At 70.5% G+C, this 15,480-nt stretch carries 11 protein-coding genes; 6 read left to right on the forward strand and 5 right to left on the reverse strand.

Annotated elements, in window-relative coordinates; genetic code table 11:
- The first annotated feature begins 7 nt into the window (after positions 1–7).
- Both ACIRRY_RS44970 and ACIRRY_RS44975 read left to right on the forward strand, forming a co-directional pair.
- On the forward strand, positions 8–1,585 hold the full coding sequence (locus ACIRRY_RS44970) for a carboxylesterase/lipase family protein (protein WP_403984977.1): 1,578 nt from the start codon (positions 8–10) through the stop codon (positions 1,583–1,585).
- Between the two features lie 179 nt (positions 1,586–1,764).
- Positions 1,765–2,820, forward strand: a complete 1,056-nt coding sequence (locus ACIRRY_RS44975) for a LacI family DNA-binding transcriptional regulator (protein WP_403984979.1) — start codon at positions 1,765–1,767, stop codon at positions 2,818–2,820.
- Here ACIRRY_RS44975 and mmuM read toward each other — a convergent pair.
- Positions 2,810–3,733 carry a homocysteine S-methyltransferase gene (mmuM, locus tag ACIRRY_RS44980; protein WP_403984981.1) on the reverse strand — a complete coding sequence of 308 codons (924 nt, stop codon included), beginning with the start codon at positions 3,731–3,733 and terminating at the stop codon, positions 2,810–2,812. The two genes, ACIRRY_RS44975 and mmuM, sit on opposite strands and share 11 nt — an antisense overlap.
- Before the next feature lie 357 nt (positions 3,734–4,090).
- On the opposite strand from mmuM, the gene ACIRRY_RS44985 reads away from it, so the two are divergent.
- Positions 4,091–4,225, forward strand: a complete 135-nt coding sequence (locus ACIRRY_RS44985; protein ID WP_403984983.1) for a hypothetical protein — start codon at positions 4,091–4,093, stop codon at positions 4,223–4,225.
- Between the two features lie 200 nt (positions 4,226–4,425).
- Here ACIRRY_RS44985 and ACIRRY_RS44990 read toward each other — a convergent pair whose 3' ends face one another.
- Positions 4,426–6,531, reverse strand: coding sequence for an autotransporter (locus tag ACIRRY_RS44990; protein WP_403984985.1), 2,106 nt, complete (start codon positions 6,529–6,531; stop codon positions 4,426–4,428).
- 210 nt (positions 6,532–6,741) lie between these two features.
- Here ACIRRY_RS44990 and ACIRRY_RS44995 point away from each other — a divergent pair, with 210 nt between their 5' ends.
- Positions 6,742–8,154, forward strand: a complete 1,413-nt coding sequence (locus tag ACIRRY_RS44995; protein ID WP_403984987.1) for an RICIN domain-containing protein — start codon at positions 6,742–6,744, stop codon at positions 8,152–8,154.
- Positions 8,155–8,162: 8 nt separating this feature from the next.
- On the opposite strand, the gene ACIRRY_RS45000 is transcribed toward ACIRRY_RS44995, so the two are convergent.
- Both ACIRRY_RS45000 and ACIRRY_RS45005 read right to left on the reverse strand, forming a co-directional pair.
- Positions 8,163–9,236, reverse strand: a complete 1,074-nt coding sequence (locus ACIRRY_RS45000; protein WP_403984989.1) for a pectinesterase family protein — start codon at positions 9,234–9,236, stop codon at positions 8,163–8,165.
- A 39-nt stretch (positions 9,237–9,275) separates the two neighbouring features.
- On the reverse strand, positions 9,276–10,943 hold the full coding sequence (locus ACIRRY_RS45005; protein ID WP_403984991.1) for a rhamnogalacturonan lyase B N-terminal domain-containing protein: 1,668 nt from the start codon (positions 10,941–10,943) through the stop codon (positions 9,276–9,278).
- A 187-nt stretch (positions 10,944–11,130) separates the two neighbouring features.
- Between ACIRRY_RS45005 and ACIRRY_RS45010 the strand changes: the two genes are divergently transcribed.
- Together ACIRRY_RS45010 and ACIRRY_RS45015 are read left to right on the forward strand one after the other, a co-directional pair.
- Positions 11,131–12,174, forward strand: coding sequence for a rhamnogalacturonan acetylesterase (locus tag ACIRRY_RS45010; RefSeq protein ID WP_403984993.1), 1,044 nt, complete (start codon positions 11,131–11,133; stop codon positions 12,172–12,174).
- Between the two features lie 78 nt (positions 12,175–12,252).
- Positions 12,253–13,959 carry a DUF2264 domain-containing protein gene (locus tag ACIRRY_RS45015; protein ID WP_403984995.1) on the forward strand — a complete coding sequence of 569 codons (1,707 nt, stop codon included), beginning with the start codon at positions 12,253–12,255 and terminating at the stop codon, positions 13,957–13,959.
- Here the strand turns inward: ACIRRY_RS45015 and ACIRRY_RS45020 are convergent.
- Entirely contained in the window at positions 13,904–15,463 is a 1,560-nt protein-coding gene (locus tag ACIRRY_RS45020) for a hypothetical protein (RefSeq protein WP_403984997.1), read from the reverse strand. The two genes, ACIRRY_RS45015 and ACIRRY_RS45020, sit on opposite strands and share 56 nt — an antisense overlap.
- Between the last annotated feature and the right edge of the window lie 17 nt (positions 15,464–15,480).

A 15,480-nucleotide genomic window follows, 5' to 3' on the forward strand; every position in this document is an offset into this window, starting at 1 on the left:
TGGGCAGATGACAGCAGAGCGGTCGAACCCCGTGGTCGGCACCCCGTACGGGGCGGTGCGCGGCCGGTACGAGAACGGGATCGCGGTCTTCCGGGGCATCCCCTACGCGGCGCCCCCCTTCGGCCCCCGTCGGTTCCGCCCACCCGCCCCGCCCGAGCCGTGGACCGGAGTGCGCGACGCGCTCGACTTCGGCCCGACCGCGCCGAAACCGACGTACTCCGAGGCCTTCGCCAAACTGCTCTCCGACCCCGTCGTGCCGGGCGACGACTGTCTCAACCTCAACGTGTGGACCCCGGAACCCGGCCCGGGCGCCCGGCTGCCGGTCATGGTGTGGCTGCACGGCGGCGCGCTCACCCGGGGCTCGTCGGCCGTCCCCGTCTACGACGGACACGCCTTCGCCCGCGACGGCGTCGTCCTCGTCTCGGTCAACTACCGCCTGGGCGTGGAGGGTTACGGCCTCTTCCCGGACGCCCCCGCCAACCCCGGCCTGCGCGACCAGCTCGCCGCGCTGCGCTGGGTGCACGAGTCGATCGCGGAGTTCGGCGGCGACCCCGACAAGATCACCCTCTTCGGCCAGTCCGCCGGCGCGATCAGCATCGGCGCCCTGCTCGCCGCCCCGCAGGCCCAGGGACTGATCCGCCGGGCCGTCCTGCAGAGCGGGCCACCGGAGGCCTTCGACCGCGACAAGGTACGGCGAATGGTGCGCCGGATGGCGACCCGGCTGAAGATCCCCGCGACCGCCGAGGCCTTCGCCGCCGTCGACCGCGAACTGCTGCTGCGCACCCAGGCCGACGTGGGCCGACTCAGCAGCCCGGTCCTCGGCGGACCCACGTTCGGGATCGTCATCGACGGCGACCTCGTGCCCCGTGATCCGCTGGAGGCGCTGGTCGACGGCGAGGTGGGCCTGGGCGTGGACCTGATGCTGGGCTGGACCCGCGACGAGTACCGGCTCTGGCTGGTCCCCGGCGGTCTGCACGAGCGCGTCGACCGGCTCGGCGCGGTCGCCCTGGCCGGCGCGATGGCCCGCTGCCACTGCGGCGTCGAGGTCCCGCGCGGCTACCGCACCCTGCACCCCGGCGCCGGCACCGCCGAGACCGTCGGCCAGCTCGTCACCGACCACCTGCTCCGCTACCCGCTGCACCGCCTCGCCGAGGCCCGCCCGGGAACCTCCCACGTGTACGAGTTCGCCTGGCCCTCCAACCTCCCCGACCTCGGCTCCTGCCACGCCCTGGAACTCGGCTTCGTCTTCGACACCGGCGACATCCCCGAGTCCGCCAAGCTCGCGGGCGAGGGGGCGCCCCAGGAACTCGCCGACGCGATGCACGGGGCCTGGGTGCGGTTCGCCGTGGACGGCGACCCCGGCTGGCGGACCTGGGACGACACCCGTCCCGTACGGATCTTCGGCGAAGGCGCCCCCTACGTGGCGAACGGCCCGCGCGACCCCGATTTCGCCCTGTGGACGGCCGACGCCGAGGCCAAGGAAGCGGCGGTTCCGGTCGAGCGCCCGCCCGCGCGCAGCGCCACCGAACTGCGGTCGGTCGTACGACGGCTGCGGCGGACCGGGGACGTACGGCGGTCGTCGTGACCGCCCGGGCACGGGACGGAAACCGGTTGCCCAACATCGGTCCCCGCCAACTGCCGCGCTGACGCAGGCGAATTGGCCGACGCACGCCCCTCCTCCCGGCCGTCGCCCGCTGCTACCCTCCGTGCGGGGAACCGGTTGCCGAAAGTGTTGCCACAGGCCGGGGAGGGACGGGGCGGTACATGACCAGGAAGAGCCAGGACGCGAACGGGAGCACCATCCGGGACGTGGCGGCCCGCGCCGGGGTGTCCGCGTCCACGGTGTCGCGGGTGCTCGGCGGGGAGTACCCGGTGAGCACGGCGACCCGCACGCGCGTGCTGCGGGCCGTACGCGAGATGGACTACGTCGCCGACGCCCGCGCCAAGGCCGTGGCGGGCGTCGGGACACCGACCCTCGCCTTCGTCCTGGAGGACATCACGGGACCGTCGTTCGCGCTGATGGCGCACGGCGTGGAGCGCGAGGCGACCCGGCTCGGCCATCTCTGCCTGGTGTGCAGCACCGAGGGGGACGTCCAGCGCGAACTGGACTTCATCGAGACCATGCGCGCCCAGCGCACCGCCGCCGTGATCCTCGTCGGCGGCACCGCCGACACCCCCGAGTACCGCGAGCGCACCCGCCGTATCGCCGACTCGCTCGCGGCGGCCGGCTCCCGGCTCGTGCTCTGCGGGCGCCCGCCGCTCGGCCCGGGCGCACCGGTCACGGTCATCGAGTACGACAACGAGGGCGGCGCCTACGCTCTCGTCGCGCACGTCCTGGCCCAGGGCCACCAGCGCGTCCTGTTCCTCGGCGGCAAGCCGGACCACGCGACCGCGCAGGGCCGCGAACGCGGTTACCTCGCCGCCCACCGCGCCCGCGGCCTCCAACCCGACCCGGAACTCCTGCTGCACGGCGACTTCACCCGCGACTCGGGCCACCGCCTGATGCGCCAGGCGCTCAGCCGGAAACTGGAGTTCACGGCCGTGGTCGCCGCCACCGACATGGTCGCGGCGGGTGCGCTCACCGCGCTGCACGAGGCGGGCCTGGACATCCCCGGCGATGTCTCACTGGCCGGATACGACGACATCCCCTTCGCCCGCGATCTCCACCCGGCCCTGACCACGGTCCATGTCCCCTACGAGGAGTTGGGCCGCCTCGCCGTGCGCACCGCGCTGGGCCGGACCCCGGAATCCCCGGACGAACACCTGCTGCTCGGCACGCATGTGGTGGTGCGGAACTCGATCGCGGCGGTCACGGTGTGAGCGTCCGCCTGATGGACGCGATCGCCTCGGGTCCCACCCGGCAGCACCCGCCGATCAGCCGCGCGCCGGCCGCCCGCCAGCGCTCGACCTGATCCGCGGTGAAGGTGGAACGGCCGGTCCACGCACGGGCGTCGGCGTCCCAGGTCTCGCCGCTGTTGGGGTAGACGACGACGGGTTTTCCCGTCACCCGGGCCGCGATCTCGACCGCGCCCTCGACGTCCTCGGGAGCACAGCAGTTGACGCCGACCGCGATGATCTCGTCCGCGTCGGCGGCCGGCGCGAACGCCTCCTCCAGCGGCTGCCCCGCACGGGTGCGGTCACCGGCGATCGAGTACGACAGCCAGGCGGGCGTCCGCAGTCCGCGCACCGCCCGCAGCAGCGCCTCGGCCTCGACGGTGTCCGGGATCGTCTCCAGGGCCAGCACATCCGGCCCGACGGCGTCCAGTGCCTCGATGCGGGGCCGGTGGAAGGCCTCCAGCTCGGCCACGCTCAGCCCGTACCGGCCCCGGTACTCGGAGCCGTCCGCGAGCATCGCGCCGTACGGCCCGACCGAGGCGGCCACGTACAGGGGCCGCTTCACGCCCCGCCGCCAGGTCTCCACCACCGCGTCCAGCGCCAACTCCAGGCTCAGGCCGATGAGTTCGCTCGCCTTGTCGCGCTTTACCCCGCGCTTCGCGAAGCCCTCGATCGTGGCCTGGTAGCTGGAGGTGATCGCGACATCGGCGCCCGCCTCGTAGTACGCGAGGTGCGCCTCGGTGATCGCCCCGGGCTCGTCCGCGAGCAGCCGCGCCGACCACAGCTCGTCACTCAGATCGTGCCCGGCCGCTCCGAGCTGGTTGGACAGCCCTCCGTCGAGGACGAGCGTCCCGGCGGCGAGGGCGTCGGTGAGGGGGGCGGAGGTGTCGCTGGTCATGTCCCGACGCTAGTCGATACGGCCAGGGGGCCGGGGCTGTGTCCAGCTGTCGAACGGTATGCCCGGAATGTGGACCATCGGGGTGTTGGTGCCTTTGCCCGCATGCTCGACATCGGTGAACGGTGTCACTGAGGGCCTCTGGGGCATCGCGGCAGGTGAGCGTCCAGTCGTTCTCATAGGGGTCCACTCGTCCGGCACATCGAACACGCCCTCCGTCTCGGTGCCGCGCCCGTCCCCGACGAACCCTGGCTTTCGCACCGTTTCCTGCGCCGGATCATCGGTAGCGAGACGCTCGACGAAGAGGTATGGCAACAGCCCCTGGTCCGCGACCACTTCCCCGCCGGGCTGCGCCAGGACATGGTCCGGCTGCATCACGACCGCGAGCGGTTCCCGGGGATCACGGAGGCCCTGCCGCGCGCCTTCAGCCATCTCGACCAGTGGCCCGCCAACGTCAGTGCGCAGAGCGGGGACAGCGTCCTGCCTCCGCCGTGAAGTACGACTGGCTCACCGCCGCGATGCTCGCCCGGGCGAGCGAGCGGCAGCTGGACTTCGGCGGTGAGCGCGGCGTCTCCGTCGAAACCCGTTACCGGGAGCGGGGGTTGACCCTCGCCTTCCTCGCCGGGTGGGTCGCCGAGGCGCGTGCGCTGGCCCCGGCGCTGGGCTTCCCCCAGGCTCCGAGCGGACGTTGGCCCCTACGACGCGTGCCTGCCTCCCCGGCGCTTCCCGCCGTCCCGCGTGCGCGCGGTCGCCGGGACCAACAGGCCGCCCAGCAGGCCGAGTCCGAGCGCGTAGGGCCACCAGCCGAAGCTGTCGCTGCGGGCGGTGTTCGTGGTGCGGGCCTCGGTGATCGTCGTCCCGGACGAGGACTTGGCGCGGGCGGCGGGGGAGGGGCTGCTGCTCGTGGTGACGGCGGTCAGGACGACGTCGTTGCCGTCGCCTCCCCGATAGCTGATGCGGTACGTCGTGTCGGCGAGCTTCAGCTTGCCGCCCTCGCGAAGTCTCGTGAACGCGCCGGTCGTTGGGGCGCCACCCGTGTGATTGAGGATCGTCACGGTCCGCGCGGGGTGCGTCCCGGCGGCCGAGAGGTCCAGGTCGCCGGCCAGTCCGACCTTGCCCGCCACCTTCAACGGCTTGGCGCCCAGGACCAGTTCGCCCTTCGCGCTCTGCGTGTAGTTCCCCGTCACGGTGAGGCCGCCCGCGATCACACCGTCGTTCGTCACCGACCCCTTCACCGTGCCCGGGCCGGTCAGCGTGGTCGCCACCCGCAGCCCCGCCGTCCCCGCGTTCAGCCGCGCGCCCGCCGAGGTGAGCCGGATCGCCTTGCTGTGGACGAGAGTTGCCCCCGACCGGAGCGCCAGCGTGCCCTTCGAGACCGTCGTCGTCCCCGTGTACGTCACCGCCGTACCGGTGAGTGTCGTCGTCGCGGCGCCGGACTGGACCAGGGACCCGTTGCCGCCGATGTGCGACAACTGGATGCCGAGTGCCGCATTGCGCAGCACAAGCGTCCCGTCGTCGACGATCCGCCGCACCTCCGTGCCGGTCAGCAACCCGCCGTCGCCGCCCGCCTTCCCGGTGCCCAGCCGCAGCACCGCCCCCTTCTCCACGGTCGTCGACCCGTCGTAGTACTGCGGCGCCGCGAAGGTCACGTCGTTGCCGCGCGTCCCCGCGACGACGATGTCACCGGCACCGGGCGCGGCGAGCGTGTCGTGGTACTTGCCGCCGCCGATCGGCGCACCGAGGGTGACCGGACCGTCGTAGTCGAAGGTCAGTCTGGAGCGGACGCCGCTCGCCACATGGAGGTTGATGTAGACGGTGTCTTTGGTGCCCGGCATGAAGATGCGGTGGGTGGTGCCGTCGCCCCACTGGACGTTCGCGCCCTCGATGTTGGTGCCGCGTTTGTTCAACTGGTGGGGGATCGCTCGCCAGTTGAGGCCGGCGTCACTGAGCGACGGGTTCGTGTCGCCGCCCTGGTCGGTGTAGCTGTACTGGCCGGTGAGGACGACCTTGCTGCCCGGGCGGGAGTGGACGTTGACGTCGCTGCCGTACTCCCGCTGGTAGAAGTTCTGGCGCAGGGTGATCGTCTGGTACAGCGGGGTGTCGATGATCCAGGAGCCCTGGTTGAGGATCGCGCGGGCGTTCGGAAGCGCCACCGGGTACTCGGGGCGGCCGACCGCCATGCCGGTGCCGTTGTCGATCACCCCTGAGAAAGGGTGGGTTCCGGCGAGGTCGAGGGTGCCCCACATGTTCCGGGGCTGGGTGACCAGGCCCGAGCCGCTGATGGTGCCGATGTTGAAGGTGCGGGTCAGGGAGAGGCGCAGGGTGCCGTCGACCCGGACGTTCAACTCGTTGAGCTGGTAGCCGGGTGTGCTGTACGGGAAGTGGCCGATCAGGCCGGTGCCACCACCCGTGCCGTACTGGAGAGTTGTGCCCCGATCGACCGTGATCGCGGGCGGGTCCGGATTGCTGACGGTCGTGTACGGGTGGTTGCCGCCCTGGGTGGTCACCTTCTGCCGTTGCCGGTCCGCCGGGAGCGTGAAGTCGCTGTCCTTGGTGAGGATCAGCGTCCCGCCGCCGCGCACGGTCAGTGTCCCCCGGCCGCGGAACACCCCGTCGTACGTCGTCGTCCCGGCCGGCACGGTGACCACCGTGTCGCCGGTGAGCGTGACATCGCGGTCCGCGAGGACGTCGGCGGTGGCGTCGCGGGCGCCGGCGGCCGAGGCGGGGGGAGCGCCGGCCAGGAGGGCGACGGTCGCGAGGGCGCCTACGGCGGCTGCTGTCTTGTGGGAATGGCTGCGCACGTCACTGGAGACGGGCGCCGGCGGCGGCGATAACAGAAATCTCGCGTCCATCTTTGTCACGCGCGACCCGTTGACCTTCCCGTAACACACCCTTACCTTTTCGGCGTTCGTCATGCCAGATGGCGTACGAGATCCCGAACCAAACCCTGAGTCGTACCTCGAACCCCCCACCGTTCCCCGCTCTGTCCCCCCACCTTCGAGAGGCCTCAGATGAGACGTGTGTACGCAATCCTCGTCGCCCTGTGCTGCGTGCTCGCCGCCGCACTGGTGACCGCGGGACCGGCCCAGGCCGCGGCCCAGACCATCACCAACGGCACGCAGTTCACCGACACTTCGGGCAACGCCGTGCACGCGCACGGCGGCGGGGTGATCAAGGTCGGCAGCTACTACTACTGGTTCGGCGAGGACCGGAACTCCGACAACACCTTCAAGTACGTGGACGCGTACCGCTCCACCGACCTGAAGAACTGGGAGTTCCGGGGCCACGTCCTGACCCAGTCCAGCGCGTCCGAGCTGGGCACCGCCTACATCGAGCGGCCGAAGGTCGTCTACAACGCGTCCACCGGCCAGTTCGTGATGTGGATGCACAAGGAGAACGGCGTCGACTACAGCGAGGCGAAGGCCGCCGTCGCCGTCTCCTCGACCGTGGACGGCAGTTACACCTACCAGGGCAGCTTCCAGCCGCTCGGCGACAACATGTCCCGGGACATCACGACGTTCGTCGACACCGACGGCACCGCCTACATGGTCTCCGCCGCCAACGAGAACTACGACCTGCACATCTACAAGCTCACCGCCGACTACACCGCCATCGACAGCCTGGTCGCCAACCCGTGGGTCGGCGGACACCGCGAGGCACCGGCCCTGTTCAAGCGCAACGGCGTCTACTTCATGCTGACTTCGGCCGCCACCGGCTGGAGCGCCAACCAGCAGCAGTACGCCACCGCCACCAGCATCACCGGCCCCTGGACGGCCTTCGCCAACGTCGGCGACTCGACCACGTACAACTCGCAGACCGCCTACGTCCTCCCGGTCACGGGGACTTCGGGCACCTCGTACCTCTACATGGGCGACCGCTGGGGCAACTCCTTCGGCGGCACCGTCAACGACTCCCGTTACGTCTGGCTGCCGTTGACCTTCCCGACCACCACCTCGATGTCCATGGCGTCCTGGTACCCGGAGGTGTCGATCGACACGGCCGCCGGCACGATCACCGGGACGAGCGCGACGTACAACACGCTCATCGCCCGCAACAGCGCCAAGTGCGCGGACGTACCGAACCAGTCGCTGTGGCAGGGCGTCGCGATCAGCCAGTACACCTGCAACAGCGGCACCAACCAGAAGTGGTGGTTCAAGGATCTCGGCACCGGCTACTACGAACTCATGGGCCGGGGCAGCTCGTTGTGCCTCCAGGAGAACTCGACGAACGTCACCCAGGAGAACTGCACAGGCGCCACCGCCCAGCAGTGGAGCCTGACCACGTCCGGCAGCTACGTCCTCGTCAAGGCCAGGACGAGCGGCGAATGCCTGGACGTGAACGGCGCGTCCACCGCCAACTCCGCCGCGATCATCACCTACACGTGCAGCGGAGCGACCAACCAGCAGTGGACGCGCGGTAGTTGACAGCCCCGTTACCGGACCGGATTCCAGCCGTCCGTGCCCGCCAGATACTTCTGGGCCGTGTAGTCCGCGGCCTGGGAGTCGGTGAGCTGCGGGCGGTTGGAGTTCACCGTGGCGCCCGCGCCGGTGTTCTTGTACTCGAAGAAGCGGGCGTTCTTCCACGAGTAGCCGCTCATGTCCGTCCAGGGCCCGGCGACCTTCACGGCGGCCGGCAACGAGGTCTGCCGGACGACCAGTTGACCCACCGCGTCCGCCGACGGATGCCAAGGGCGCCCCAGGTAGTAGGTGTTGGCCGCCGCCGAGCTGGTGATCGAGCCGCCGGTGACGAGGATGCCGTACGTCTTCGCGGAACTGGTGTTGGGCGCCGACAGGAAGCCGCCCAGACCGCCCGCCGCCGCGCCCGAGTTGCGCAGTTGGATATTGACGCGGTCGTAGACGGCGGTCGCGTTGCCGAAGACGAAGTCCACGTCACCGGAGATGAAGGAGGAGTAGAAGTACTGCCGGTACTGGCCGGTCGACGACGGCGACCAGTTGAGGACGGTGTCCTGGCGGCTGATGAACCGGTCGTTGGTGAAGGTCTGCCGGTCGCCCTGCGCGGTGATCGCGACGGCCTGGGTGTCCGTGATGTCGGGGTGGGCCGTCTTGTCGAAGGTGTTCTGGACGGTGATCCCGGTGACGGTGAGGCCGGTCGCCGAGAAGGTCGCGACCGAACTGCCCAGCGTCCCGTACTTGTTGCCGCTCGCATCGGTGTAACCGGCGGCCCGGTCATAGGTGATGACGACGTCCTCGGCGTTGCCGGTGGCGCCCTTGACGATCAACCCCGTCTTGCTCACGGGCACGTTGACGATCTCGGAGTACGTCCCCTTGGCGACGGAGATCGTGTCACCGGCGACGGCAGCGTTCACGGCGGCCTGCACGGTCGTGAAACGGCCCGAGCCGTCCTTGGCGACGGTGAGGACGGTGGCGGCCTGCGCCTGGGTCACCAGCGACACCGCGGCCAGCCCGAGGGCGGCCGCGGCACCGGTCGCCACGGCGGCGGTCCGTCGCCGGGCGGGGGAGCGGCGGTGTGTCTGCGGTTCGGTCATGCCCTCAAGTCGCCGCCGCCCGCCCGGGAGTTGCCGCCTTTACGCCAGCAGATCGATCGCGTCGACAGATGTGCCGGCGCTCAGGAACGACGTCGATCCCGAACCGCTCGCCACATAGATCTTCAGCGTGTTGTACGCGCTCGCGTCCGTCAGCCACGCGGACGCCGGAACGCTGTACGTGAACGTGTAGTTGTTGCCCCGGTACGAACCCACGGTCAGCGAGCGGGTGCTCGGCTGGGTGGGCGGCGAGGGGACGGCCGAGGTCCAGGTGTCGTTGACGACGACCTGCGGGCGGCCGTTCGCATAGGCCGTCGTGACACCGATGCGCAGGGTGTGCGCGGCGGCGAGTTGAGCGGCCGTCAGCTTGAAGTACACGATCAGGCCGCTGTTGACGTCCTTCCACAGATAGCAGGGGAACGCCGAGGTCTCGGTGCCACTACCGATGACGACGTTGCCGGTCCAGGACGCGGCCCGTACGTCCGAGGGATGCGCGTACGTCATCAGGTCCGCGTTCTTGAACCCGCCCGGTGTGCCGTCCCAGTTGCCGATCCGCCAGATCGCGCTCGCGTTGGACGGATCGTTCGACGACGGGATCGCGATGCTGTTCAGCGTCGTCGTGCCGCCCGCCGCGACCGTCACCGACCCGGTGTAGACGGCGAGTTCACCCTTGAAGACCGTCAGCGTGTACGTCCCCGGCAGGATCCCCGTGACGGAGAAGTAGCCGTCCGAGGCCCGCGCCGAACCCCAGTACTGCGCAGCCGAGTTGGCGAGCCCGACCGTGTACGCGTACGCCGTGTCCCGCCCGGTGATGCCCACGCCCGCCACCCGGCCCCGCGAACTCGCCGCCGTGTACCCGGAGATGCCGAGCGAATCGGCCCACGTGGTGGTGAGGTTGGCGTGGTAGAGCGCGGAGGAGGGTGCGCCGCCGTCCGTGAGGGCGATGACGTACGGACCCTGGAGACCGAAGCGCTGGGCCTCCGTCTGGTTCTCGCCGTAGTACAGGATCTCGTACAACCCGCCGCCGTCCGCGCTCTGGTGGCGCAGCAGGGAGCGGTAGAATGGGCCGCCGGACGCCTTCTCGTGGTTGCTGCGCACGACCCACAGGCCGACGCTGCCGGTGGTCCAGCCGAGGTAGTCGTAGTCGATGACCCGCTTCTTGGAGTAGTGCTTGGAGCGGGTCTGGCCGTCGGACTTCTCGAAGACGTCGGCGGACTCGATGGTGGTGGGCGCGTAAGTGTAGGAATCCGGCTCGTCGTTGAGGAACAGACCGGCCTTCACGCGCACGATGTAGCGGGTCGCGCTGACCGAGGTGTCGGCCTTGTTGGTCCACAGGTAGACGTTGTTCTCACCGCTGCGGGCCGCGTAGTAGTGCTTCAGCGTGCCGTGCGTGACGGAGATCAGGATCGTCGTGCCGGACTGCGCGATGGTCACCGTGGACGCGCCGAGGCCGGACTCGACATGCGAGTTCATGCCGCCGTAGCCCTGGTACTCGGTGCCCTTGTAGACCAGCGAGGTCAGATCGCCGTTCGTCCTGCTGACCTTGAAGACCAGGCTCGCGCCGGTGTCGACGACGTAGTTCGAGCCGTCGTCGGTGTAGCCGAAACTCGCGGCCGAGGCTGTCTCGGCGAGTGCCGCCGTACCGGCTATGGCCGCCGTGCCGAGGACGAAGGTGCGGCGGCGAACCGGTCTGTTCACAGAGCCGGACATGGGGGTGCCTCCTTCGGGAGGTGGGGGTGCGGGTGCTTTGGAGGGTGGCAGTTGAATCGATTTCGCGAAAGGGCTTTCGCAGCCTTGGAGTTGGCAGTGACGTGAAATCTGCCGCAGGTCTAGAAAGCGCTTGTCCATAGCGGTACGGTCCACCGCCAGGCCTTGTCGTCGGACGGAGGAGCCGCGAATGAGACGTTTCAACATCGCCCTGCTGGCTGCGCTGACCCTGACCACCGCACTGTCGGCCGCACCCGCCCAGGCCCACGACCGCACGCCCCCGCTCGGCATCGACAACTGCACCGCGACCGCCTGCCACTTCGACGTCCCGCCCGGCACCTACGACGTCACGGTCCGCCTCGGCGGCGCGAGCGCGGCGAGTACGTCCGTCACCGGCGAGACCCGGCGGTCCCTGCTCCCCGAGACGAGCACCGCCGCCGGGCAGACAGTCACCCGCAGCTTCACCGTGAACGTCCGCACCCCCGAAGGCGAACCCACCGGCCCCGACGGCACCCCCGGCCTCGACCTCACCCTCGGCGGCACCGCACCCGCGCTCGCCGGCATCCGCGTGACCCCCGCACACCACACCCGCCAGATCATCCTGATCGGCGACTCCACGGTCTGCGACCAACCGGGCGACCCGTACTCGGGCTGGGGTCAACAGCTGCCACAGTTCCTGAAGAAGGGCGTGTCGGTCGCCAACTACGCGGATTCCGGCGAGAGTACGGTCACCTACCTGGAGAATCCCTTGCTGTGGGGGACAGTTGAGCCGCTGATCCACCCCGGTGACCTCGTGCTCGTCCAGCTCGCCCACAACGACAAGACGACCGACGAGGCGACGTATCGCGCGAATTTGGAAACGCTCGTCGGGGGTATACGGGACATGGGAGGCCGACCGGTACTCGTGACACCGATCGTCCGACGCTGGTTCAATGCCGACGGCACCTTGGACAACGGCACCGCGCTGCTGGTGAACGGACTCGGTGTGGATCTGCCGGGCGTGGTCCGCTCGGTGGCCGCCGCCGAGGGAGTAACGCTGATCGATCTCACGGCGCAGACCAAGGCGCTGGTGGAATCGCTGGGAGTGGAAGGCTCCAAGGCGATCTATCTCTACAACGAGAAGAAGGACAACACGCACACCTCCGCGCACGGTGCCACGGTGTACGCGGGCCTGGTCCGCGACGCACTCGTCGCCGGGCATCTGCTGCCGGAGAGCCGGGTACGAGTGGGGTGAGACCCGAAAGACCCCTGGGGCGTTCCGACCGGAACCGGGGCGCCCCAGGTTCCACTCGTCACCAGCGAGAGCGAGCCGATGCGACTGCCGTCCGACGACCGCGAGTTGAGCCCGCGCACCGGCTACGCCCGCGCCCACTGGGAGACGGCCGCCGACGCCCTCCTCGCCGCCGTGGAGCCGTACGCGACCGAGGACCGCGCGCTCTACCACCTCCCCGGCACCCACACGAGCTGGTCGGGCACGCTCTCCGACGGCCTGGAGGGCTACGCCCGCACCCTGCTGCTGGCCGCCTTCCGCCGCGACGAGACGGCCCTGGAGCGCTACGCCGACGGCCTCGCGGCGGGCGTCGCGGGCGTCTGGCCCCGCATCGAGGACCGCAGCCAACCCCTGGTCGAGGCGGCCTCGATCGCCCTCGCGCTGCGCCTCACCCGCCCCCTCCTCTGGGACCGCCTCGACGAGCCCGTACGACAGCGCGCGGCGGTCTGGCTCGCCGACGCACTCACCGCCGAACCCTGGCCCTGCAACTGGGAGTTGTTCCCCGTCACGGTCGGCGGCTTCCTCCAGGAGATCGGCCACGAGCCCGACGCCTCCCGCAAGGCCGTCGACCGGGGCCTCTCCCGCATCGAGGACTGGTACGTCGGCGACGGCTGGTACACGGACGGCGACGGCCGCAAGTTCGACTACTACAACGGCTGGGCCATGCACCTCTACCCGGTCCTGCACGCCTGGCTCGCCGACGACACCCGGCTCCTCGACCTCTACGGCACCCGCCTGGAACGCCATCTCGCCGACTACGCCCGCCTGTTCGGCGCCGACGGCGCGCCGATGCACCAGGGCCGTTCCCTCACCTACCGCTTCGCGACGACCGCTCCGCTGTGGCTGGGCGCGCTGACGGGTCGCACGCCACTGGCGCCGGGAGAGACACGACGCCTGGCGTCGGGTGCGCTGAAGTACTTCCTGGAGCGCGGGGCGGTCGACTCCCACGGCCTGCTGACCCTCGGCTGGCACGGCCCCGACGAGGCTGTCCTGCAAGGCTATTCGGGCCCCGCGTCCCCGTACTGGGCCAGCAAGGGCTTCCTCGGCCTGCTCCTCCCACCGGACCACGAGGTGTGGACGGCGGTCGAGGAACCGGGCCCGGCGGAACGGACGGACGCGACCACGGCGATCGCCCCCGCCAACTGGCTCCTCCAGTCGACGAGTTCGGACGGTGTCGTCCGTCTCCACAACCACGGCAGCGAGGACGTCCGCTACGACCCGTACTACACGCGCCTCGCCTACTCCACGGCTACGGCGCCCTCGTCGTCGTACGACAACAGCGTGATCGTCGGCGGCGATCCGAGCCGTACGGAGATCGTGCCGTTGGGGGTGGGGGAGGGGTGGGTGGCCTCTCGGCACACGGTGGCCGGCGACGCTCAGGTGGTCGGCCTGGTGGTGGCCGAGGGGGCGGTGGAGGTGCGGGCCCATCTGGTGGTGGGCGCGGCTGCCGGGACGCCGGTCCGGGTCACGGGGTGGTCGGCGGCGGAGGGCCTGCTCGCTGAACTCCAGTCCCTGCACGGCCTGTTGGACGGCGAAGGTGTCGTCGGTGACGGGCCCACCCTGTTCGTCGCCCTGGCGCGGCTCAGCGCGGAGCCGGACCCCCGTCCCCTCGCGGAACTGGTGTCCGTGGAGGTCGACGGGGATCACGGCGTCTCCGTTCGCTGGGGCGACGGCAAGCGGACGGGCTTCCGGTTCAGGGAGTCAGCCGGGCGATCCGGAGACTCGTCGTGGTCGGTGACGCCCCGTTGAGCGGGGTTGCGTAGGTCGGCGTGACCGGGGCGTAGGCCCAGGTCAGCGTGCCGTTCTTCAGGACCGCTATGTCGCCGCTGATCCGGGCGGTCACCACCTTGTCCGGGCTCTGGAACTTGCCGTTCCAGTCGATGAGCCGCAGATGGGTGCCCGTGAACGTGCCGGTGCAGGTGCCGGCCGCGCACTTCGCGCCCTTCAGGGACTCCCAGGAGACCAGGAGGCGGTCCTTGCCGTACGGGGCCACGTGCACGTCGACGTTTTCCGTGCCCGCCGCGCTGGTGAGGTAAATCGCCCTGCCGGGACCGGAGTTGCGGTTGGCCATGAAGGCGACGGCGACCTGGTGGGTGCTGGTCTTCGGGGTGACCGTCCAGCCGCGTCCGCTGGAGTCGGCGGAGTTCTTCTTGGCCGAGGTGGCGCCACGGGAGGCGAAGGCGGTGGCGTATCGTCCGCTCGCCGACTTCACCAGGTCACCGGTGCGGCCGGGGAAGGTACCACCGCAGTACCTCGCCCAGCACTGCTCGCGCTGCACGACCGGCGCGACGTCCGGGGCGCCGATCCCGGTGGACACGAACAGGCCCGAGCGCCAGTCGTCGAAGCACAGCGAGGTGAACGCGCCGGTGGTCTCCGCGTGCAGCGCGATGCCCTCGTTGTGGCTGCAGCCCCAGCTCCAACCACCGCTCAGCTTGGCGCCCTTGGCGCTGATGTAGGCCAACTTGTCGCCGAAGTGGCCGTCCGCGAAACCGCCCGCGCCGTGCACGACGAAGTACGCGCCGTACTTGACGCCGTTCCAGGTGAGTTGGCCGTCGAGACTCGGGGAGGTGTCGTTCGAGGCGGTGCCGGTGAGCTTGGTGGAGAAGGTCTGCCTGCCGTTCGTGTAGCGGACGATCGCGGCGGCCGTCTCCTTCCACTTGTTGGTGTCGGCCACCCGCGTGAGCAGCGCGAACCCGTCGTTGTGCGCGACCAGCCCGCCCACCTCCTTGGCGCCCTTGACGACCGTGTCGCCGCCCGACCGCAGTCCGGCGGCGTTCAGCGGGGTCACATGGACGCCGTCGGCGGCGGGCCAGGCCACGCGCAGGGTGCCGTCCGGGGCGACCGCCGTGGTCGTACGGGTCCACTGCCGGGTGTTGTTGTAACCGGCCGTCAGATAAGGGAACTTGGCGGCGAGCGCCAGCGTGGTGCTGGTCGGGGTGAGCGTGCCGGTCGCCGCCTTGGTCGCGGTCGCGGTCTTCGCGGCGGCCTTGGGGGAGGTCTTCGGGGTGGCTTGTACGGAGGCCGAGGCAGCCGGTGACGAGGCCGAGGTCGCCGTGGCGGAGGTGGTGGTGGACGCGGAGGCCGACGTGGTCGCCCCGGCCGAGGCCGAGTCGCCGCTGTCGGAGCCCTTCGTCGCCGCGGTCGCGTACCACGCGCCGCCCAGCAGGGCCGCGACGGCGAGCGAGCCGGCGAGCGGCTTGCGGGCGATACGGGAGCGGCGACGGTGCGTCGTGGTGCGTCTTGCGTTGGTCATGCCCCCAAGTCGCCGCT

It is taken from the genome of Streptomyces sp. NPDC101776 (genome assembly GCF_044766845.1).
Lineage (GTDB): Bacteria > Actinomycetota > Actinomycetes > Streptomycetales > Streptomycetaceae > Streptomyces.